16 protein-coding genes and 1 pseudogene are annotated in these 21868 nt (G+C 47.6%); 10 read left to right on the top strand and 7 right to left on the bottom strand.

What is annotated here, in order from left to right; translation table 11 throughout:
* Positions 1 to 44 precede the first annotated feature (44 nt).
* The 3 genes from AS151_RS07490 to AS151_RS07480 form a co-directional block, all read right to left on the bottom strand.
* Complete coding sequence (locus AS151_RS07490) at positions 45 to 338, bottom strand: hypothetical protein (protein ID WP_071516424.1); 294 nt, start codon at positions 336 to 338, stop codon at positions 45 to 47.
* 157 nt (positions 339 to 495) lie between these two features.
* Positions 496 to 1485 (bottom strand): serine protease, encoded by a 990-nt coding sequence (locus AS151_RS07485; protein ID WP_084639448.1) that lies wholly within the window; start codon positions 1483 to 1485, stop codon positions 496 to 498.
* Between the two features lie 886 nt (positions 1486 to 2371).
* A complete protein-coding gene (locus tag AS151_RS07480) occupies positions 2372 to 2599 on the bottom strand; it encodes a hypothetical protein (protein ID WP_071516422.1) in 228 nt (75 codons plus the stop codon).
* Positions 2600 to 2997: 398 nt separating this feature from the next.
* Here AS151_RS07480 and AS151_RS07475 point away from each other — a divergent pair, with 398 nt between their 5' ends.
* Positions 2998 to 3921: a DMT family transporter gene (locus AS151_RS07475; RefSeq protein ID WP_139240562.1), complete on the top strand. Its 924-nt coding sequence runs from the start codon at positions 2998 to 3000 to the stop codon at positions 3919 to 3921.
* A 41-nt stretch (positions 3922 to 3962) separates the two neighbouring features.
* Here AS151_RS07475 and ltrA read toward each other — a convergent pair whose 3' ends face one another.
* Positions 3963 to 5771, bottom strand: coding sequence for a group II intron reverse transcriptase/maturase (ltrA, locus tag AS151_RS07470; RefSeq protein WP_071516421.1), 1809 nt, complete (start codon positions 5769 to 5771; stop codon positions 3963 to 3965).
* 655 nt (positions 5772 to 6426) lie between these two features.
* On the opposite strand from ltrA, the gene AS151_RS07465 reads away from it, so the two are divergent.
* From AS151_RS07465 to AS151_RS07440, 4 genes are all read left to right on the top strand, one after another.
* Positions 6427 to 7971, top strand: coding sequence for an AAA family ATPase (locus AS151_RS07465; protein WP_071516420.1), 1545 nt, complete (start codon positions 6427 to 6429; stop codon positions 7969 to 7971).
* 656 nt (positions 7972 to 8627) lie between these two features.
* A complete protein-coding gene (locus tag AS151_RS07450) occupies positions 8628 to 8861 on the top strand; it encodes a hypothetical protein (protein ID WP_071516418.1) in 234 nt (77 codons plus the stop codon).
* Positions 8862 to 9077: 216 nt separating this feature from the next.
* A complete protein-coding gene (locus AS151_RS07445) occupies positions 9078 to 9401 on the top strand; it encodes a hypothetical protein (protein ID WP_071516417.1) in 324 nt (107 codons plus the stop codon).
* A gap of 101 nt (positions 9402 to 9502) precedes the next feature.
* Positions 9503 to 11230 (top strand): succinate dehydrogenase/fumarate reductase flavoprotein subunit, encoded by a 1728-nt coding sequence (locus AS151_RS07440; protein ID WP_071516425.1) that lies wholly within the window; start codon positions 9503 to 9505, stop codon positions 11228 to 11230.
* A gap of 559 nt (positions 11231 to 11789) precedes the next feature.
* On the opposite strand, the gene AS151_RS07430 is transcribed toward AS151_RS07440, so the two are convergent.
* Complete coding sequence (locus tag AS151_RS07430) at positions 11790 to 13181, bottom strand: NAD-dependent malic enzyme (RefSeq protein WP_071516415.1); 1392 nt, start codon at positions 13179 to 13181, stop codon at positions 11790 to 11792.
* A gap of 345 nt (positions 13182 to 13526) precedes the next feature.
* Here AS151_RS07430 and AS151_RS07425 point away from each other — a divergent pair, with 345 nt between their 5' ends.
* The 4 genes and pseudogenes from AS151_RS07425 to rpsN all read left to right on the top strand — a co-directional run bounded on the left by AS151_RS07425 (position 13527) and on the right by rpsN (position 20087).
* Complete coding sequence (locus tag AS151_RS07425) at positions 13527 to 16967, top strand: diguanylate cyclase (protein ID WP_170861339.1); 3441 nt, start codon at positions 13527 to 13529, stop codon at positions 16965 to 16967.
* A 244-nt stretch (positions 16968 to 17211) separates the two neighbouring features.
* Positions 17212 to 17780: pseudogene (locus tag AS151_RS07420) on the top strand (CHAT domain-containing protein); the annotation flags it as partial.
* An 81-nt stretch (positions 17781 to 17861) separates the two neighbouring features.
* Complete coding sequence (locus AS151_RS07415) at positions 17862 to 19634, top strand: ABC transporter substrate-binding protein (RefSeq protein WP_139240561.1); 1773 nt, start codon at positions 17862 to 17864, stop codon at positions 19632 to 19634.
* 150 nt (positions 19635 to 19784) lie between these two features.
* Positions 19785 to 20087: a 30S ribosomal protein S14 gene (rpsN, locus tag AS151_RS07410; RefSeq protein WP_071516411.1), complete on the top strand. Its 303-nt coding sequence runs from the start codon at positions 19785 to 19787 to the stop codon at positions 20085 to 20087.
* Positions 20088 to 20160: 73 nt separating this feature from the next.
* Here rpsN and AS151_RS07405 read toward each other — a convergent pair whose 3' ends face one another.
* The gene (locus AS151_RS07405; RefSeq protein WP_071516410.1) at positions 20161 to 20493 is read right to left on the bottom strand and encodes a hypothetical protein; all 333 of its coding nucleotides are present in this window, start codon (positions 20491 to 20493) and stop codon (positions 20161 to 20163) included.
* A gap of 183 nt (positions 20494 to 20676) precedes the next feature.
* Here AS151_RS07405 and aat point away from each other — a divergent pair, with 183 nt between their 5' ends.
* Positions 20677 to 21252, top strand: coding sequence for a leucyl/phenylalanyl-tRNA--protein transferase (aat, locus tag AS151_RS07400; RefSeq protein ID WP_071516409.1), 576 nt, complete (start codon positions 20677 to 20679; stop codon positions 21250 to 21252).
* A 78-nt stretch (positions 21253 to 21330) separates the two neighbouring features.
* Here the strand turns inward: aat and AS151_RS07395 are convergent, their stop codons facing one another.
* Positions 21331 to 21807 (bottom strand): DUF3598 family protein, encoded by a 477-nt coding sequence (locus AS151_RS07395; protein ID WP_071516408.1) that lies wholly within the window; start codon positions 21805 to 21807, stop codon positions 21331 to 21333.
* Between the last annotated feature and the right edge of the window lie 61 nt (positions 21808 to 21868).

Raw genomic sequence — 21868 nt, 5'->3', positions numbered from 1 at the left:
CCCTTCCCGATCCCGTAAAATTAAATAGGTATCGAAGTTAGCATTTACAGTCTCGATCGCAATTTGCTCACCCGCTTCCCCTTCCAAGGTGTGAACTTGATAGTAATGACCACTTTCAAAAGCCTTGCTGCTGCTGTTGAGTTCGCTTGAGTTACATTGGCGTTCGCCTCGTTTTCCGAGACCGTATCTCGTTGCTGTGAAAGTTCGCTGGTTGCTGAGCTTGTCGAAGAAGCATCGGTTTGACCGTTGGCAATGGGAACGGAAGCGCCACATAGAGCCAACCATCCCACGCATCCCATCAAACTCGCTTTAAACAACTGAAATTGTCCCCTACCCATAGCTTTTCCTCGCTTGTTATTCTAGAGGGGCAGCATTCCCGCGCTTACCCCTCTGTTTTGGTTTATTCGTCGATTGGATTTTGTATTAGCTCAATTGGTGCCACTTTTCTAAATTGATTTTTTCAACAGATGGTAGGCACTTGCTTTTTGACCTCAGCTAACAGCCGAAGAAACCACAAACGCGCTCTAAAGTATCCAAAACCCGATTGGCTTTATCTAATACGTTATCCGTATTGATTCGGTCCCTAGAATCCGTTTGAGAAACTGGTTCGGACTGGACTACCTCACCGTTAGCAGGTTCTTGAGGCGGCGAATAGGAGATATTGTAGGAGTAATTCGAACCGTTTTGGGAGAGCCTTGCTAGGAGCGTGGATACTGGAATACCATAGTTAAATCCGGTTTTTTGTCCCGTACGATCGTCTCTATCTCCCAATCCATGAATAGCTACCAAACGTCCTGCTGCATCTAAGACCTGTCCGCCAGACATGCCACCTTGCGTTACGTTTGTATAGCCGACTGCGTAACCTTGAACTGGATTTTCCCGAATTTCTGAGATGGAACCGCTTGTAAACTTGCGGGTGATGTCACCCAGCGAAGGAGGCCATCCTGACAAGTATACAGTTTGCCCCGGAGAAAGCTGGTAAGTTGCAATAGCGATTGGTTCGTAGTTTCGATCGCATTCAAACTCTACCACTGCCAAATCTTCAGACTCGAACCAGTACTCTTCATTTACTTCATAAACTTCACCATCATAAGTTCTGATAAGTAAATTGGCAGCCTTTTCTTGATTCTCAGAAAGGATAACGTGACGATTGGTAACACCAACACAGGTATTACCTTCTTTTGCAATGAGTGCCCCCGAACCGTGGCCATTTGGCTCCCCTTCTTCATTTAAGTTAAAAATTAGAAGAGTCGTTTTATGGGAAATGTCGTTGATTTCGGTTGCAGGTTCGATTGTGTTGTTCGTTTGGTTGGTAGCTTGTGCTTGAGCAAGTTGCTGCTGGTTAGCTGCGGAGGAGGTTTGGCGTGGTTCTCCTTCTCGATCCATTGCGATCGCGAAAGTTGGAGAAAAACCTACCAGCAAAGCACCAGCACCGGCTGCCAGTTTGAAGATCCAACGCGAAGAAACAAAAGGAAAGTTCATCATCTAAGTCCCTAAAACCATATAGTATGAAGTTTTGACGCAGTTCCATCACCGCCCAGCGATCGCGAAGCGTCTCGGAACGAGAATTGCTTGCATCGCATCATAGGGAAATACCACTACCGATCGCGCCACCTATGCAAATAGAAATTCCGATCGACTATGTACTATTACTAAATACAAAGTAGCACCTGTTTTCAAATTTTGCTTAAAAATACTGCAAACCAAATAATTGTTTTATGAAACTTTTATAAATTTCTTCCGGACCATGAATATAAATCTGTTAAGGTTTCTCATAAGAGAGAGCAGGTGGGCGCGATCGCTTTTCCCTAAAAAATACCCATTTTCCTATTTTCCTAAATTTGTCTCGCAAAACACTCATCGCGATCGCCATTTTCCCAAGAGCAAGCACGGGGGCTTGCCCCTACAGAATATGTGGCATTGCTTGTCAAAGCTGCGACCGCATCCAACGACGTAACAAAAGCGATCGAATTGTTACAAAACGATACTTTCAAATGGTATGCCCGGCTAAGAGAAAGCAAACGCGGGCAAGCACGGGGGCTTGCCTCTACAAAATCATGTAAATAATTTCTGTTAAGTAAGATACAATTTGGGCGATCGCTTTTCACAACCTTTCCAATGGCCAGAATTCCCCCTGGCGCATCATATTCTATTAGCGTCGATCGATACTTTGGTGGTGCGATCGCTGTGTTTTCCCCTCACCGGGAGACCATGGCGTCAATTTTATCTCTATGAGCGCGATCGCACCAGAGAACACTGTAGCCCGCAGGCAATTAATTTTCATTTACTTATCGTCAGGAAACCAAAAAAAATGGAACAAAATGCTAGCAACAATGACATGGCTAGCTGGTTTCATCGGTTGGTACCATCCCTAGCAAGAGCGGGAAGTAACCTTTTGGTAGGCTAAATCCCGAATTAAAGAAACTTTTGCATGCAGGTAACTATCCAAAGCATTAACTTGGGAACCATCGAGATTTTGTTTTTGTTTGAGATTCCGCAAAATCCAGTCAATGAGACTGGCGTCGTCAAGACTAAGCAGCATATTGGCTTGGGTGGCTTCTACCAAGGACCAGATTTGGCGTAGTAAGTTCGGTGTCATGAGCTTTTCCTCAATAATCGTGGCAGTACACCACGAATAGACATTTGCAGGTGTGGTTGGCTAGGACCATCTCTGGAAGCTCGATGTTGTTCGGGCAACCAGAAAATTTAATCTTTCCTTTATTTTTTTTACCATAACCCATTACCCGGGTTCGCAGGCAAGAATGTAAAGAGATTACACAATAGTTACAAAAGGTTTAAAAAACTGCCCATGTATTGACAAATCATGCCAAACATTATAAACCTTCGCAAGAATTGCCTAGGAAAAGATAGCTACTACTACCTGAATACATAAGATAACGCGAACATCAAGCCACGTGGCCGAAGCGATCGCAAAACCTTACCATTCTCTATAGACATTTACGATTCCAGCAACAACCGTAACTTTAGGTCTCCATCTTGGCCAAAAAACCCCCTGCCGCCACCATCACCGCCATTATTGTTATCGGCTTGCTAGCGGTTTCCACATCCGCTGTATTGATCCGTCTGGCATTCGATGCCTATGGCGCGCGCAATACGAGCATTAGCCTGTTAATCGCCGCTTCCCGTCTAACCGTTGCCGCTGCCATTTGGCTGCCTGTAGCCAAAAACCGTAGGGGTGGTTCTCCCATGCCTGCCCTGACCCCGTGGCATTCCGGTTGGATCTATACCGCGTTGGCTGGCGTCTTTTTGGCTGCCCATTTTGCCGCTTGGATTGCCTCCCTCGCCTACACCTCCATCGCTGCTTCCACCACCATCGTCACCAGCAATCCCATCTGGGTTGCCTTAATTTCCTGGTTGTGGTTTCGAGAAAAACCCACTGCTGTCACCACCTTAGGTATTGCCATTGCTGTGGCTGGCGGGGCTATTGTTGCCCAGGGAGATGCTAGCAGTGTGGGCAGCCATCCCGCTTGGGGGAATTTTTTGGCGTTGTTGGGGTCTTGGTGTGTCAGCGGTTATTTATTGCTCGGTCGCCAAGCCCAAAGACAGGGAATGCCTTTTTCTGGTTACATCGCTGTTGCCTACACCACTGCCGCTCTTTGCTTGCTGCCTATTCCACCTTTGCTGGGTTTGAGCTACATTGGCAATACACTGGAATTTTATTTCTATATCTTGGCTTTGGCGTTGCTGCCGCAGTTGGTGGGTCACACGAGCTTTAACTGGGCGGTACGGTGGGTTTCTCCCACATGGGTGACTTTGGTAATTTTGTTTGAACCGGTCTTAGCCAGCCTGTTGGGGTATTTTTTCTTTCAAGAAGTTCCCAGTGTTTGGGTCTTGTTGGGCGCTATGATTCTATTGGTAGGCGTTGCGATCGCAGTAGCCGGACAAAAACCTTCTCGCTAGTTTCGGATTTCCGATAGCTATAGGACTGGAAGATAGTTAAACTAAGCCGGGCAGTCGCCCACCCGACTCGTCTTCAAAACCGGACTTGATACTTTCGCCTCATCCGGCTCCTCAACAACTTGGCTCTTGTCATGAGTACCAAGACTACCATCGTTGGCAGTTTTTGCATCGTGGCAGTGTTTGTGAAGAAGTTGTAGGTTGTCGTGTTTGTCCTTTCTGCCTAGAGCTTTTGGGACGATGTGGTCGATTTCCATTACATCTTCTTCACGGTATGTCAGTCCACAATGGGCGCATTTCCCTTTTTGTTTCTTCAAAAGTTTTGATACTCTTGTAGGAACTCCGGGTTGTTTACCCATCCTTGAACTCCAGTATTTCAGATTGCCGTCGTATGGGCTGGTTTCACCTTTGACCTTAACGTGGCGTACAATTGGTGTTTCTGAATGGGTTCTTAATCGCATTGGATTGGTTTCCGAGCGGGTTGCGAATGCCCATCTATGATTACCAATTGTTTGCCAATATTTCCGAGCTACCCATTTTTCTGTTTTGTTTGGATGTCTCTTTCTTCCCCATTTAGCTAACTTCCAGTAAAGGAGTGCGTCCAGGTAGAAAAAAGTTTCTTTTGACACAACGGTGGAATAGTAGTTGCACCAACCCCTTATGACTGGATTGAGATGTCGTATCAACCCTTCTTGAGGGGTTGCTTTGTGCGAATCTATTATCCCTTTTATTTTCTCGTAGTGGGTTTGGATGGCTTTTCTGCTGGGTTTGATAATGGTTTTGAAGCCTAGAGGCTTACCCTTGGTGTTATTCCCGGTTTTGTATTTTCCGACTTTATGCTGTTGTATATTGAAACCGAGAAAATCAAATCCTGGGTCATCTCCCTCTAAAGTATGAGTGATGGTTGTTTTTGCCTCTTTAAGCTCTAGTCCCATTCCTTTCAGCCAATCTGAAATATGGTCACGGCATTCGTTGATTACATCTTGATTTTCGTGGATTATTACGAAGTCGTCAGCATACCTGATTAGGGACACTGCATTCCTTCTTACGCTTCGACCACCTTTTCCCGGCAGTCTTTCCACTAAGTCCTTGATGCTTTCTTCCATGCCGTGGAGGGCTATATTTGCCAACAGGGGACTGATAACGCCTCCTTGAGGTGTGCCCTCATTTGTAGGATATAGCTGTCCGGCATCAATGACACCAGCATTTAGCCATGCCCGTACTTGTCTTCTGATGGCTGGGAATGTTTCGAGTTTATCTAGCAGTTTGGCGTGGTCAATCTTGTCAAAGCATTTTGAGATGTCGGCATCCAATACCCACTTTGCTTTTTGCTTAATGGATAGGTAGATGGCATCAATTGCATCATGACAAGACCTTCCTGGTCTGAACCCATATGAATTGGGTTCAAACTTTGCCTCCCATTGGGGCTCGATTACCATCTTGACTAAGGCTTGAAGTGCGCGGTCGTACATCGTGGGTATTCCTAATGGTCTCTTCTCAGCTTTCCCTGGCTTGGGTAGCCATACCCGTCGTGCGGGTTTGGCTTTTGAGTTGAGTTTTAATCGACCTGCAAGGCTCAGACGTGCTTTTGGGGACAAGGATTTCACCCCATCCACTCCTGCCGTCTTTTTACCTTGATTGTCTTGTGTTACCCGACGAACCGCTAACATTCTGGCTGACCAGCTTTTTAGCAATAGTTTCTGGAGTCCACGAACTGTAGTGACATTACCACGACGCTTGGCTTGATAAATTCGTTTTTGCAGGCGGAAGACGTGACGCTCGACCTTTTTCCAGTCGATGTCTTGCCATTCCAGTCTCACCGTATTGTTTCCAATCGTTTTGGACGTATCCATGCTACTAAGACTTTACCTTCCAAGTCATCGAAAGTCTGTCAGCCTATCCAACCCATTACAGGCTGGCGTTCGCTTCTGACTCTATCCTGCCCGCCATAGGCTTGCGGATGGTTTCCTGCTCAAGGTATCGACCTTGTTCCTTGAGAGCCATACGGGGGTTACTTCGTTCCAGATATCGATTGGTTGTACCCTTAGGATGTCACTTTACGCCGGGTTGATTTTGGGTGTGTAAAAGGTCTCTGGTTAACGAGCCTTTCCCATATCCTTAACCTTTTGGTTCCTGCGTTACATTCCAATTTTCGCAGGTCTAATTTCACGACGCTTCTGCCATGACTTCGTTGTCTATCCATAGGCACTTGCTCGAAGGGGTACCTGTTTGGACCCAGGCTTAACCTCCTTTTATCCCCGCTTCACCGATTTGATAACCAGTCTCTTCGATGGGGGATATGCTTTCACGCGACACACCTCGCGGGACGGACTTGCACCGCCATCGATATCTAGTTGTCAAGGTTCTGTACCCCGAAGGGTTCTAACCAGGCTCCTGCTTATACCTTAGAATCTATGTGGATTCCAACGATTTCACAGGAAACGAATCGCACTAACCAATAAGTAGTACAACATTTTTTGTAGCCACCAAGGGGAAAAATTACCATCTATGAGCGACACCAGCTTGCCTACCTTAATTCAGAAAATGCAACAGCCGGATTTCTATCCCCATCCGGTGCAAGAACCCATCCAGCTTATACAAACCCATATTTCCTACGTACTGCTGACTGGCGACTACGCCTACAAAGTCAAAAAACCCTTAAACTTAGGCTTTCTGGACTTTTCCACCCTACAACAACGCCACCACTTCTGCCAGGAAGAACTGCGCCTCAACCAACGCGGTGCGCAAGGATGGTATTTACAAGTTTTGCCCATTACCCAACAAGGGGATAGCTACCAACTCAACGGAGATGGCGAAACCGTCGAATATACCCTACAAATGAAACAGTTTCCCCAAGATGGCTTGTTTGTAGACATGCTAGAACAAGGGAAACTCACCACCGCACACATGGAAACGGTGGGAAAGCTGACGGCACAATACCACGCCAAATCCCAAACCAACGACTATATTCTCTCCTTTGGCAAACCGGAAACCATCAAAGCATCCATTGACGCAAACTACCGACAAACCGAAAAGTACGTTAATGGTCCGCAAACCAGAAAGCAACTAGGTCAGACCAAAACCTATACTGACAAAATTTTCCAAGAACGTGCCTATTTGTTTCAACGCCGGATAGAGGAAAAGAAAATCCGCGAATGCCACGGAGATTTGCACTTGAAAAATATTGCCCTCTACAACGGCGAAATTATTTTATTTGATTGCATCGAATTTAACGAGTCGTTCCGGTTTGTGGATACCATGTACGATGTGGCGTTTATGGTTATGGATACCGAATCCAAGGAACGACCGGATTTGGGCAATGCGTTTCTCAATACCTATTTGGAACAAACGGGAGACTGGGAAGGGTTGCCCCTGTTGCCTTTGTACCTCAGCCGCCAAGCCTACGTCCGTGCGAAGGTAACATCTTTACTGCTGGATGATGCTAACGTTCCCGATAGCGACAAACAAGCAGCGGCGGAAACGGCAGCGCATTATTATTATTTGTCTTGGCAATATACCCAGCCTACCCAAGGGCAAATGGTGATGATGTCGGGGTTGTCTGGGTCTGGCAAAAGTACGGTTGCCAAACAGGTTGCCCGCCACAATCGTGCCATTCATTTACGTACGGATGCGGTACGCAAGCATCTCGCTGGCATTGGTGTAGACCAAAAGGGGGATGATTCGATTTATACGCCTGAAATGAGCGAGAAAACTTACAATCGGATGCTAGAGTTGGGCAAAATGCTGGCGGCGGAAGGTTGGACGGTGATTTTGGATGGTAAATACGACCGGGTGGCGTATCGGAAAACGGTTCTGGATGGGGCGAAATCCCAGAATTTGCCGGTGACGATTTTACATTGTACGGCGGATGAGGAAGTTTTGCGCGATCGCCTCAACCAACGCAAAGGGGATATTGCCGATGCTACGTCGGATTTGCTGGATTCCCAAAAAGCGAAGGCGGAAGCTTTTACCCAAGCGGAACAACCCTATGTTTGCTCGGTTGATACCACTAAGGATATTTTGGCGCAGTTGCCGGAGAATTTAAAAGTCTAGTGGCAAAAGGGGCGAATGTTGGTTCGTTCTGTAGCAAGCGGAGACGCTCAATTTAACTTCACAATCGTTTGGTTGGAATGTTTCGATTATGCTACTTTCAGCCAGTATCATACCATTTCTGAAAAAAAAAACGATTGTCTGAATTTTCCAATTGCCCTGGTAGGGGCGCTCACGCGTTGCGCCCCTACCAAAATGCCTCTATTATCTCTTGCAGATTATTAAGGAAATGGTATTAGTAGCCCATTGAAATCGTAATAGCAATGATAAATAGATATAAAATTGGTCTTGTTTATGGGGGAATTTTGCTCTGGACATTCGGACCGTTTTTGACGGCAGGTTTTGCTGAGCTAATTGCAAATATCAATGGATGTACCCTTAATGAAGGCACTGTCAATACCTGCATGGTTTTCGGAAGGGATATTGGAAATTTATTGTACTCAATGTTTGTTACGGGATGGTATATCTTACTGACATTTCCCAGTGGTGCTTTATTGTTTCTCATGTTTTCAATATTGTTAATTGTCCTTCAAATACAAAAACAACGCAATCGTTCGTAAATGTTGGATTGTATTTATGTCGAATATGGGGAAGTAATCAGCTTCCCGGACATGTTTGTTTTATATCTATTTAGTTTTCTAAAGATTTAAAGATTTAAAATGTCTACCAATCAAGAGCGTCGTATCGAACGATGGGAAAGAACTTTCTCTACGGGGATACAAAGTTGGATTGTTTTTCTGGCGGCTTTTCTGTTGGTGAAGTATCCCGCGCCATTGAGTATTTTTTTGGGATTTGTTGGCGGGGTAGCAGCGGCTTTCTTGACTTGGTGGTGGCATGGGGAAGCGCCGGAAACGGAACAATCCCACCAGCAGCCCACCAATGAAGGGGAGTGATGGGAGCTATTTTGTTTCGATATATTAAGTTTTTTAAGAATTTTCTTTTTATCTGGGGGGTTTATGACAGAATGTCAAAAATAGCCTTTTCTAAGGAAATGCAAATATAGCGTTTTCATTATGTAATGCGAACTTGTTTGTAGGAAAAATGCCCTTTGGCAAGCTTAGGGGGACCCGTGTTCGGGTTTTTAACTTTTTGTCGTTTTAGCTTTTTATATGGATATGCAAAAGTATAAATTTCGATGCACCCTTTCTTTTGGCGATATTTACGGGCAAATTATTGTTTGGCTGATTGTCATCTTTTTAAGTTTGGCATCGGTTTTGGCATTGTGGAGTAGCGATCGCCAAATGTATGCTTTTATCACCTTGGGCTTGATTTTGGTGCTTTCCCTGCCTTTCTTGCTCTTTGCCTTTGTGACGACCCTATTCAATCATATTGAAATTCAGGTGGCAGAACCGGAAACAGAAAGCCGCCAAATGCCGGCGAGTTCCCAAGGGGGTAGCCAACCACCCAGCAACCAAGAACCTGCCCAGGCGTAATTTTGGCTGGCAACTTGCCGGATAGGAGCGCGATCGCTATCCTATAGATGATAGATTCCCTGATGGTCAGGGAATTTTTTTGATTTACTGTCAGAATGCCCATGCTAGAACACGATGTTGCCATTGTTGGTGGTGGCTTGGCTGGCTGTCGCGCCGCGTTGGAAATTGCCCGTCGCAATCGAAATGTAAGCGTGGCGGTGATTGCCAAAACCCACCCCATCCGTTCCCACTCAGTTGCTGCCCAGGGAGGCATTGCCGCTACCCTGCAAAATGTAGACAGTGAGGATAGCATCGAATCCCACGCTTTCGATACCGTCAAAGGTTCCGACTACCTAGCAGACCAAGATGCAGTGGAGATTTTGGCGCGGGAAGCCCCAGAAGTGGTCATCGATTTGGAACACATGGGTGTCATGTTTTCCCGCCTGGAAAACGGTAAAATTGCCCAGCGTGCCTTTGGCGGTCACTCCCGCAACCGCACTTGCTACGCTGCCGATAAAACCGGTCATGCTATTTTACACGAGTTGGTGAACAACCTGCGTCGCTACGGGGTGACTATCTACGACGAATGGTATGTGATGCGCCTGCTGCAAGAAGACGGGGAAACTAAAGGGCTGGTCATGTACCGCATTTGGGATGGGGAAATTGCCGTCATGCGTGCCAAAGCCGTGATGCTGGCTACGGGGGGATATGGTCGGGTTTTCAATACTACTTCCAACGATTTTGCCTCCACAGGTGATGGTTTGGCGATGGCAGCGCGCGCGGGGATTCCCCTGCAGGATATGGAGTTCGTGCAGTTTCACCCCACGGGATTGTATCCGGTGGGGGTTTTGATCTCCGAGGCAGTGCGCGGGGAAGGGGCTTATTTACGCAATAGTAACAGCGATCGCTTTATGGCAACTTACGCTCCCAGTAAAATGGAACTAGCCCCCCGCGATATTGCTTCCCGTGCCATTACCCAAGAAATTCGCGAAGGTCGTGGCGTATATCCCGATGGTACACCAGGTGGTCCCTGCGTTTATCTAGATTTGCGCCATTTGGGCAAAGAAAAAATTATGAGCCGCATTCCGTTTTGTGCGGAAGAAGGGCATCGTTTGTTGGGGTTGGATGCGGTGACGCAACCGTTTCCCGTGCGACCCACTGCTCACTATTCCATGGGGGGCATTCCTACCAATGTAGACGGGCAAGTGCGCTACAGTAGAGATACGTTAGTACCGGGCTTGTTTGCCGCTGGGGAAGTGGCGTGCGTTTCCGTACATGGTGCCAATCGTTTGGGCAGCAATTCCTTGTTAGAATGCGTGGTGTTTGGCAAACGTACGGGAGTTGCGATCGCAAATTACGTTGCCCAGCGCAAAATGCCGGAAATTCGCGAGGAAAAATATTTGGAAACCGCGCAAAAACAGGTACAAAACTGGCTTGACAATTCCGGTGATTACCGCATTCAAGAAATCAAACAGCAATTGCAAGATTGCATGAGCGAATACTGCGGTGTCTTTCGCTCCGAAACCATGATGGCGCAAGGCATCGAAAAATTGCAACAAATTCAAGCAAAATGCGATCGCGTTTACCTCGACGATAAGGGCAAATTGTGGAATACAGAAATTATAGAGGCGTTGGAGTTACAGAACTTAGCTGTTGTCTCCCAAGTGATTCTGCATTCCGCCCTCCATCGTCGGGAAAGTCGCGGTGCGCATTATCGGGAAGATTATCCCCATCGAGACGATATGCACTTTTTGCAACATACCTTGGGATATTATTCTCCTGCTGGTGTGGATGTGAAATATCAACCAGTAACGATTTTGCAGTTTCAACCGCAAGAGCGAACCTATTGATGGGCGTTAGGATGCCCAATTGAAAAAGCGGCTACCCACAAAAGGGAGGATTAAAAGCACGAGTTTGAACAATAGGGGAGCAAAAACGAGCGTGAGGCACAAGCTAATGAAGGCAACGCCTGCCATGGCAAGCTTAATCATTTCCTCGGTTGCGTTCACGCTCAAATATACAGCGAAAACGGTTACAGCTATACTTGTCAAGCAAGGGATAAACATATTGACGATCCTAGAACGATACTCTGCTTCGATATTCGGTGTGATAGCTAGCGCGTGTTTTTTCTAGTGGTATGTTTCCCCTGATTTGGTTGGTTGTTGCTGCCAAAAGTAGGGAAAACCCATGCCGAAATATAATTCGCTCTCTAGCTTTGTGTCCCATGTTACAACTTTATTAAGAACTGTCAACCCGTATACTGAAAATTTTTGTGCGGATTTCCTGGGTTGGCAGTTGCGATCCCCGTTTAAAAGGCTTTCGGGGCAAATAATTTGGCTTTTCAATTTTTGTGCGCCAATGTAATCAATTCTTGACACAAAAATCAGGCTATGTATAGAAACACTTGCCTTAAAAACCGGCAATGCCCTCTTTACGAGCTGCTTGACGCACGGCAGCCGCTACAGCAGTGACTACTCGCTCGTCAAAAACCGAGGGAATCACATTATCGCGATGGAGATGGGAAGGGGAAATCAAAGAAGCAATGGCATTGGCAGCTTCCAGACACATGGTGGCAGTAATTTTGCTGGCGCGGGAATCTAATGCCCCGCGAAAAACCCCGGGAAATGCCAAGACATTGTTAATTTGATTGGGATAGTCGCTACGCCCTGTCGCCATCACGGCTACATCTGCTGACACCAACTCCGGCTGAATTTCGGGAATGGGATTTGCCATTGCCAGCACAATGGCATCGCTGGTCATGGTTTTGACCATTTCTGGGGTAAGCACACCAGGCACAGAAACCCCGATAAACACATCGCTGCGGTTGACCGCATCTGCCAGCGATCCCGATTCGGGGCTGGCAAATTCTTGTTTTTGGGAAGTGAGATTTTGCCGGTCTTTGGAAACGATCCCTTGGGAATCGCACAGTAGGATTTGCCCGGCACCTGCTTGCCGCAACAACCGGGAGATGGCAACGCCGGCAGCACCAGCACCGTTGATGGTAATGCGCACGTCGGCTAGGGATTTGTTGACCAATTTCAGGGAATTAAACAAAGCAGCTAGCGTGACAATGGCAGTGCCGTTTTGGTCGTCGTGGAAGACGGGAATGTCAATTTCTTCGTGCAAGCGGTCTTCAATTTCAAAGCAGCGGGGGGCAGAAATGTCTTCTAGGTTGATCCCGCCGAAAACCGGGGCAATATTTTTCACGGTTTGGATAATTTCTTCGGTGTCTTGGGTTGCCAAACAGATGGGGAATGCATCCAAATTGGCGAAGTTTTTAAAGAGCATGGCTTTGCCTTCCATCACGGGTAAGGCACCTGATGCTCCTAGGTTACCCAATCCCAACACGGCACTACCATCGGTGACAATGGCGACGGTGTTTTGTTTGATGGTGAGTTGGTAAACTTGTTCGGGGTCTTCGGCGATGGCTTTACAAATTCTACCCACGCCGGGGGTATATGCCATGGCGAGGTCGGCTTGGGTGTTTAAGGGGATTTTGCCGACGATGGAAATTTTACCCCCTTGGTGCAGGCTGAAAGTGCGATCGTGGACGTTTAAAACTTGAATGTCGGGAACGGCTTTGACGGCATCGACGATTTTTTCGGCGTGTTCGGAACTGGAGGCATCGACGCTAATTTCCCGGGTGGTGTGGGTGTGGGTTTGTTCGTTGAGGGTGATTTGCCCCAGGTTGCCGCCTACTTCGGCGATCGCTTGGGTGACGTTGGCTAGCATACCAGCTCGGTTGGGCAGTTGCAAGCGAATGGCGACGCTAAAGCTGGAGGTGGGGTTTAAGTTGACCATGGTACCTTGATGGTGATGTCGGTAGTGTTTTGCTTTGCTACGAGGTTCTTATCTTACCGGATTTAAAGGAGAAAAAAACTAGGTAGGGAAAAAGTTTGTCAGATTTTCTTGATGGGGGAAAATTTGGGAAAATTTACGGGTGTTTCCCCGAGCGAGACACGATATAATTCGTTGGGAATGAATGATTGTTCGGTTTTAAAAAGGTTTGAAAAGGTTTGCAAGCAGCGATCGCACCGGCAAATAGCACTCCCATCCAAACGATAGATGGGTTATGTACCGACCAGAAAAGCTCGATGTGATACTCTATATTGGATTTCCGTTTTGCTGGTTGGAAAAATTGTGGTTGTGGTAAGAGGGTCATTAAAAAAAACGGGGGATTGCCGACAGCAGGTGGCGTGGCTGTCTGGCGTGGTGGGGGGTACTATGTTGGTGGGCATCCTCTGGTGGGGTCAGCCGTTTGGGTTGGGCAAGCGGTTGCCAAAAAGGCCGATGGTGACTTCCCCGAAGGTAGAAATGCATAGCAAGCGCGATCGCTTGGGGAAGGGTAGGGGTTGCTATTGTCAATTACCAACATTTTCTGAAACCAATACGACGATTGTCCATCATCTTCCAAAATACGGAGTGAAAAGCCCGCAAGTAGATGCAGCTAGTTCTTTTAGCTCTGTTGTGATTCTTGTGGGTATTGGTTTGGGGGTTGACCTAGTTGTTTTGCTGGTTGCTGGTTTGGGGGCGGTTTTGCTGGTGGTGGTTGCCAGATTTTTGCAAATGGCGATCGCGAAGTTGCACAAGATAGAAGCAGAAAACCAACGCCTCTCTCGGGAATTGGCGCAACGCTGGGAAACGGAGATGACGCTGCAAAGGGTGAACCAGCATTTGGAAGCACTACTGTTAAAGGCAACCAACGAACGGCTGCAACAGACACAGCAGCAGGAGGGGCAATACCTACAAGCTCAGAATACGCTGCTTCTGTTCGAGCGTTTGGCAGGGGCTTTGGTGGAGGAGGTTTCCGAAAAGGAGTTTATCGAAAGAGGGTTGCAGTGGCTTGGCGATCGCTTTTTCCCCGATTTGCGGCTTACTTATATTGTCGAAACGGAAGCTGGTTTGGCAGTACTTGGTTGCGTATCACCGGATAACAACTATGCTACTCGCGGCCAGGGTCACGAGATCTTGGCTTTTCTGAGTGAAATGCACGGCTGCCAGCAGCTCCTAGCCAACCAATCCCTGGTGATTGAAAATGTTCGAGATTGGGTTCGCACCAAACACGAGCATAGCTACCTAACTATTACAGAGTTGAAAACATCCCAAGCGATTTTGTTGGTTTCCCTGCCCAGTAATCAAGGCAGGGATTTTGTATGCGTTGATGCTGCAGTTCCCCGTCGGTGGCAAGAAAGGGAAATTTCGCTTTTGCAACAGGTCGGAGTTTACATGCGCCTGGCACGACAAAAAGCAGCTTTGACCCAGCAACTGGCGGAAACTCAAAGGGCGAAGCAAGAAAAGGAGGCACGGTTTCGGCAAATGGCGGAAAACGTGCAGGAGGTGTTTTGGGTGGCTACCCCAGAACGCAAGCAAGTTCTGTATGCGAGCCGCGCTTACGAAACCATTTGGGGACGCCAGCGACAATCTTTGTATGAAATTCCCTACGCTTGGTTGGAAAGTATTCACAGCAGCGATCGCCAACGGGTAGCGGAAGCCTTGACCCAACCCCTATTTGGGGATTTGACCCAAGAATATCGCATCGTACGCCCCGATGGTAAGGTGGTTTGGATTCGCGATCGCGCTTTTCCCATTTACGATGAAAAGGCAGAAGTATCTCGTATTGCCGGAATTGCTACGGATATAAGCGAGCGCAAGTACGCACAAATGGAAGCGCAGCTTTTGCAAACCATCAACCAATCCGTTCATACTACCAAAGATTTTGCCCAAACCCTCACTTCCGTTCTCAAAGAAATCTGCAACTTGACTGGTTGGGAGTATGCCGAGGCTTGGATGCCGGAAGGGAAAGGGCTTCGCTGTGTCTGCGGTTGGTATGGCGATCGCTGGGAATTGGAGCATGTATACCAGCACAATTTGGATCTGATTTTTTCCTTGGGAGAAGGATTGCCGGGGATCGTTTGGCAGTCAGGCAAAGCCAAATGGCTGCACGATCGCTCCCAACAGGATTTCGATCGATCTGCACACCTCAAGGCGGTTATGGAAATGGGGTTGCAATCTGGATTGGGGGTGCCTATTGTGAGCAACGAGCAAGTGGTGGCGGTCTTTTTGTTTTTCTCCTATCAAACCGATCCCAAAGATACGCAACTTTTGGACTTGGTGGCGACCCTTGCTAATCAGTTGGGATTGCTGCTAACGCACAAGCAGTTTGAAACGCGGTTGCAAGAACGGGAAGAGGTATTGCGGCTGTTTGTGGAGCACAATCCAGCGGCAGTTGCCATGTTAGACCGGCAAATGCGCTATTTGGTAGCCAGCCGTCGCTGGCTACAAGATTACGATTTGGGGGATATTGACATTGTGGGGCGATCGCACTACGACCTGTTTCCCAATTTGGCAACTCACTGGCAAACTATCCACAAAAGCTGCTTGCAGGGAGAAGTTCAATCTTGTGAAGAAGAACCGTTTTCCCGTGCAGATGGTTCTCTAGATTGGCTGCGTTGGGAAATGCATCCTTGGTATGACAAAACTCATATCGGGGGCATTATCATGTTTTCGGAGATTATTACCCAGCGCAAGCAAGCAGAAGCCGAACTGCAACGCACCAACGAACAGTTACAAGCGTCTGTGGAAAAGCTAGAACAAAACAATCAGGAAATTACGCTTTTAGGGCAGTTAAGCGAAATTTTACAAGCTTGTTTGCATTTAGAGGAAGCCTATAAAGCGATCGAGTCTTTCCTACCACCTTTATTTCCTTACTGTAGTGGCAGCGTTTACATTCTCAATCGAGAAAACTATCTAGCCGATGCTATTGCCACATGGGGAACCTATGTTAGTAGCGAAGCTGTTTTTTATCCAAACGACTGTTGGGCATTGCGCCAGTGGCATCCTCATTTTACCAACCACAGTCAGGACCAACTTTTGTGCAACCACATGCATTCCGAGCAAGTGGCAGAATCTTTGTGCGTTCCCATGACCGCTCAAGGAAAAGCTTTGGGATTGCTGCATTTAAATGCTGCCCAATATGGAACCCTAACGGAAGACCGGCAGCAATTTGCGGTGACGGTTTCGGAACACATGTCGCTGGCGCTGGCGAATTTAACTTTGCGGGAAACGTTGCAAAGTCAAAGCATTTGCGACAGTCTGACTGGGTTGTACAATCGTCGCTATTTGGAAGAGGCTTTGGAACGGGAAATTCACCGCGCCCGGCGCAAAACGCAATCGGTAGGGATTTTGATGGTAGATATCGACCATTTTAAGCGATTTAACGATAATTTTGGTCACGAAGTTGGCGATGCGGTGTTGCAGGAAGTAGGGAAATTGTTAATGCAAAATATTCGCCCTGGGGATATTGCCTGTCGTTACGGTGGTGAGGAGATGACGTTAATTTTGCCAGACACTGATTTGACTGTAGCCAAACAACGAGCAGAAGAAATTCGCGAAGCTATCAAACAGTTGCGGTTGGAATACCATCCCCCGCAGTTGGGCTCGATTACAGTTTCGTTGGGGATCGCTTGTTTTCCCACTCACGGAAGTTCTGGTTCGGTGATTCTTCAGGTGGCGGATGCGGCTTTGTATGCGGCGAAGGCACAAGGGCGCGATCGCGCGGTGGTGGCTCAAACTCGTGGTTCTGCTTAGGGCGTGGGAGGCTGTAGGGGCAAGCCCCCGTGCTTGCCCAATATGGGAATTTGGTGGCATTTTCAGATCGCGTTTTATGGGGAAGTGTTGTTAAGAAGGATAGCGATCGCGCATAAGTTCCAACCGCTCGAAGTTATATTCAGAGTAGATTGATACTCGTTTGATGGGGGAACCTTCTTATGCATCCCTCTACAAAGCTGCATCGGATTTCATATGAATATACAAATCAGCTCCCGAAAGATTCCAAAAACCCCATCAAATTCTCATCGCTCCCATTGCTGACTTATTGCCTGAAGACCCACATGCCCATGTCGTCTTTATTCCCCAGGGTCAACTGTTTCTAGTTTCCTTTGCTGCCTTGGCAGATGAAAATTGATTCATTTCGCCACCCACGGACTTTTGGACTATGGCGACCCCCAATCCTATGGGAATCTCGACGTACCGGGCGCTGTGGCACTAACACCGAGCGACGGCGAAGATGGATTGCTCACCTCTGCCGAACTGCTGCAGATGGATTTGCAAGCGAATTTGGTAGTTGTTAGTGCTTGCGATACTGGTCGGGGTCGCATTACCGGCGATGGCGTTGTAGGTTTATCCCGTTCGTTGATTTCGGCAGGCGTACCCAGCGTGGTGGTATCCTTGTGGTCGGTTCCCGATGCGCCAACGGCGGAATTGATGGTGGAATTTTATCGGCAGCTTGACCAAGGAGAAGATAAAGTGCAGGCTTTGCGTCAAGCGATGTTGGCGACCATGGAAAAATATCCCCATCCACGCAATTGGGCAGGGTTTACCCTGTTGGGGGCGGCAAAATAAACCCGAATTTGTGGCAAAATGCACGGAAGCAAGGGCAATTTTTGCCTGTTTTCCTTTTCGTATTCGGTATATTTTTTGATTATGAAAATCAGTATTTGGCCTCGCTGGTTGGCGATTTTCTTGGTGGTTTTGAGTACCTTGGCGGTTTCTGGTTGCGATTTGGACCGGTTTAAAACAACCGCTGCCGAAGAACCCCAACTTGTGGATAGCGTTCTCAGCGAACCCAAAACGTTTAATGCTGCCCTCAGCAATGAGTCTCCCAATATTTTTGGCTTCACCTACGAGGGGTTGGTTACCCTAAATTACAATACTCAGGAAATCGAACCGGCTTTGGCGGAATCTTGGCGGATTTCTGAGAACAATAAGGAAATTATTTTTACCTTGCGGGAAGGGTTGCAATGGTCGGATGGGGAACCCCTGACGGCTGCCGATGTGGATTTTACGTTCAATCGGATTTATTTTAACGAGGAGATTCCTACCAGTACCCGCGATGTTTTGCGGATTGGCAAGGAAGGAAAATTGCCGGAAGTGACTCAAATTAGCGATCGCGAGGTGAAATTCACCGTTCCCCAACCTTTTGCCCCGTTTTTGCGTACCATTGGCAGTGTTACCATTTTACCCAAACATGCCCTGGAAGATACCCTAGAACCGAAAACCGAAGGGGGCGATTTGCCGTTTTTGTCAACTTGGGGCATCGATACCGACCCGCAGAAGATTGTTTTTAGCGGTCCTTACGTTCTGGAAGGATACAATACCAGCCAACGGTTGCAATTTCGCCGCAATCCCTACTACTGGCGCGAAGACCAGCAGGGCAATGCCCAACCCTATATCGAACGTATCAATTGGGAAATTGTGGAAAATCAAGATACGGCGTTGCTACAATTTCGTTCCGGCGGTTTGGATACGGTAAGCGTTTCTCCCCAGAATTTTTCTCTGCTCAAACAAGAAGAAGAACGCAACAATTTTACGATTTACAACGGCGGTCCTACGGCTTCCAAATCATTTATTTTCTTCAATCTCAATCGCGCTAGCCGTGGCGGCGAACCGCTGGTGACGCCCTACAAATCCCGTTGGTTTACGAATGTCAAATTCCGCCGTGCCATTGCTTACGGGATTAACCGTTCTAAAATGCTGAACAATATTTTTCGCGGTTTGGGGCAAAAACAGCATTCGCCGATTTCCGTGCAAAGTCCTTACTATTATTCTCCGGAAGAAGGGTTAAAAACCTACGATTACGACCCGGAAAAAGCGAAGGAGTTGCTGTTTTCCATTGGATTTAGAACCAACGAAAATGGGGAAATGTACGATGGCGAAGGGCATCGCGTGGAGTTTACATTGCTGACCAATGCTGGTAACCAAACCCGGGAATCTATGGGGGCACAAATTAAACAAGATTTAGCCCAAATTGGGATTAAGGTTAATTTCCAGCCTATTTCTTTTAATACGTTGGTGACGAAGTTAAGCAGTACCCGCGATTGGGAATGCGTGATTTTGGGATTGACGGGTGGTGTGGAACCCAATAATGGTGCCAATGTTTGGCTGCCGGAAGGTCGCTTGCATATGTTCAATCAAGGTCCACAACCAGGAGACGATTCGCCTTTGAAAGGATGGAAAGTTACTGATTGGGAACGGAAAATTGGCGATTTGTACATTCAAGGGGCGCAGGAGTTAAATGAGGAAAAACGCAAGGAAATTTATGCCGAAACCCAACAATTAACCCAGGAATATTTGCCGTTTATTTATTTGGTCAATTCCCTGGCTATGTCGGCAATTCGCGATCGCGTGCGCGGTGTTGACTATTCAGCGTTAGGCGGTGCGTATTGGAACATTTACGAACTGGAAATTGTGGAGTAGTTTGCTAGTCAAAGCGATCGCTTCGGTGCATTTTCCCAGAAAATAGCCATTCGCCTGCAAAGATTCTCTGGAATGGGGTTCGCTGTGGCGTCGATGGAACGTTACAATAGGGGATGCTGTTTTGATAGGAACCATCCAACATATTTCCCTATGGCCAGGAAAAGCTTGGTAGAACGAGACAAGAAACGCCGTCGCATGGTGGAAAAATACGCCGCCAAACGACAAGAACTGAAAGAGGCTTTCAAGAACGCCGAAAGCCAAGAAGAGAAAATGGAAATCCATCGCCAGCTACAGCGTTTGCCTCGCAATAGCGCTCCCTCGCGCGTGCGCAATCGTTGCTGGAAAACCGGTCGCGCTCATGGTTACTACCGCGATTTTGGTTTGGCGCGCAATGCGATGCGGGATATGGCACACCGGGGATTGCTGCCTGGTGTGGTGAAGTCTAGCTGGTAATTTTTGGTGGGCAGCGATCGCTTTTTCCCTGTCATCATAGATGCGATCGCCAGCCCGCAAACAACCACCTTTTCTAACCACGACCGCAACAGCTGGCAATTCCCATGCGTTCCAACAGCAGTTCGCTGACCATATTAGCAACGGCACATTCCCCATAAAAGCTTTGGGAAAAGTCAAATGCCTGCATTTCTGTGATGAGGGCGATGGCAATGGCTCCGACCTCGTTTTCGCCCTCCATCCGCTGGCGAATATACACGTGTGCTGCTTGAGCGGCGATTTCTTGGTTAACCGGTTCTGGGGGGTATTCGCGATCGAGTCTTTGCTGCAGGGCGTTTTGCAGCCATTCCCGTTCGCTTTGCGCGCAGGTTACTTCCGGAAGCTGGATAGGAGAAATTGCTTCTGCCATAATAAATTCTGTACCTTTTCTACAAGCTAAGCTAAGAAAGGGTTTCCAATTGGGTGCAAAATGGGGATCGAGAAAAGTTCAGTCTCAAAAAAACCTAGAGAGTTTTCCAACCAAAAGGTTTTATTTCTCCCAGTATAACGAATCCCTGTTGTTTGTATAGGAATATTAATTTTCCTTAAATTCATGTTCGATGTGGCGGAAATTATCCAGGGATATGCCCAGGGATACTTCTTGATGGCGGATGAAGTGGGCGACGGATTGGGATGGTATGCCACCTACCAGCGAGCTTTAATTCCCCTCGACGAGCGATTTCGCTATCCGCGCTCTCTAAAAAGGGTTCTCAACCAAAATCGCTTTTCCGTTGCCATTAACAAAGATTTTTACAGAGTGGTCGCCGGTTGCGCCAACCGAGAAAGTACTTGGATTTCCCCAGAATTACAGCAAATCTATTGGGAATTATACCGAGCCGGATGGGCGTACAGCTTTGAAACCTGGCAAGGAAACCAACTCGCCGGTGGGATTTTAGGCATTGCTATCGGCGGTGCGTTTATTGGCGAATCCATGTTTTATAACATTCGGGATGCTTCCAAAGTCGCTATGGTCAAATTGGTGGAACGCCTGCGAGAGCGCAATTTTTTGCTGTATGACGCCCAAATCATCAATCCCCACCTAGAACGTTTTGGTGCCTATCTGGTTTCCGCCGAAGAATATCAAGAAATGCTGGAAAAAGCCATACAGCGCCGGTGTTCTTTGATTTAATGCCAGGCATGGGGAAATATTAAAATACTAAAGGAAATTCTTTCATTTTCAAAACAATTTTTAATCAATGCCATTTCCCTATTCTTGCTTCTCCTCCGCCACCAACGTCAAACTCTCCCATTCTCCTTGCTGGTTGTAGCGACGAATCAAACGCTGGCGCTGGGTAGGAGAAAGCAACCATCCTGCTTCCAGAAAGAAAGGCTGTTTGCCAGTAATTTGCAAAGGAAACGTCGCCGAAGCGCCACCGGGTAGCAACAAGACGCGCACGGCCGGGGTACCTTCGCTAAAATCAATCGTGGTATGGTGGAATTTGCCTTTAGAAACAATTTTGCGATCGCCAAAATTCAGTTCTTGAGAAATTTCGCGATCGCTGGTTTGGAAAACCTGTAACTCGCTGGTGTAGGTTTGTGGCGGCTGCTGCGAGTTGGGAAAATAGGTCACGGCTGCGCCACGCCATTTGCCTATCAGGTCATCCACCATCAGCGGTGGCGATTCGGTGGCATCGCTGTTGCTGAGACGTTCTCGAATTAAGGTCAGCACCCCCGGCTGAAGCACGGGGGCTTCATGCCTCCAGCTTCAGGTAGCTGACCAGCCTAAGCCCTTTGGGGGCTACGTT

The organism is Geitlerinema sp. PCC 9228, from assembly GCF_001870905.1.
Taxonomy (GTDB): domain Bacteria; phylum Cyanobacteriota; class Cyanobacteriia; order Cyanobacteriales; family PCC-9228; genus PCC-9228.
Note: the sequence above shows the minus strand (reverse complement) of the source record. Positions and strands in the feature narration are given on the sequence as shown.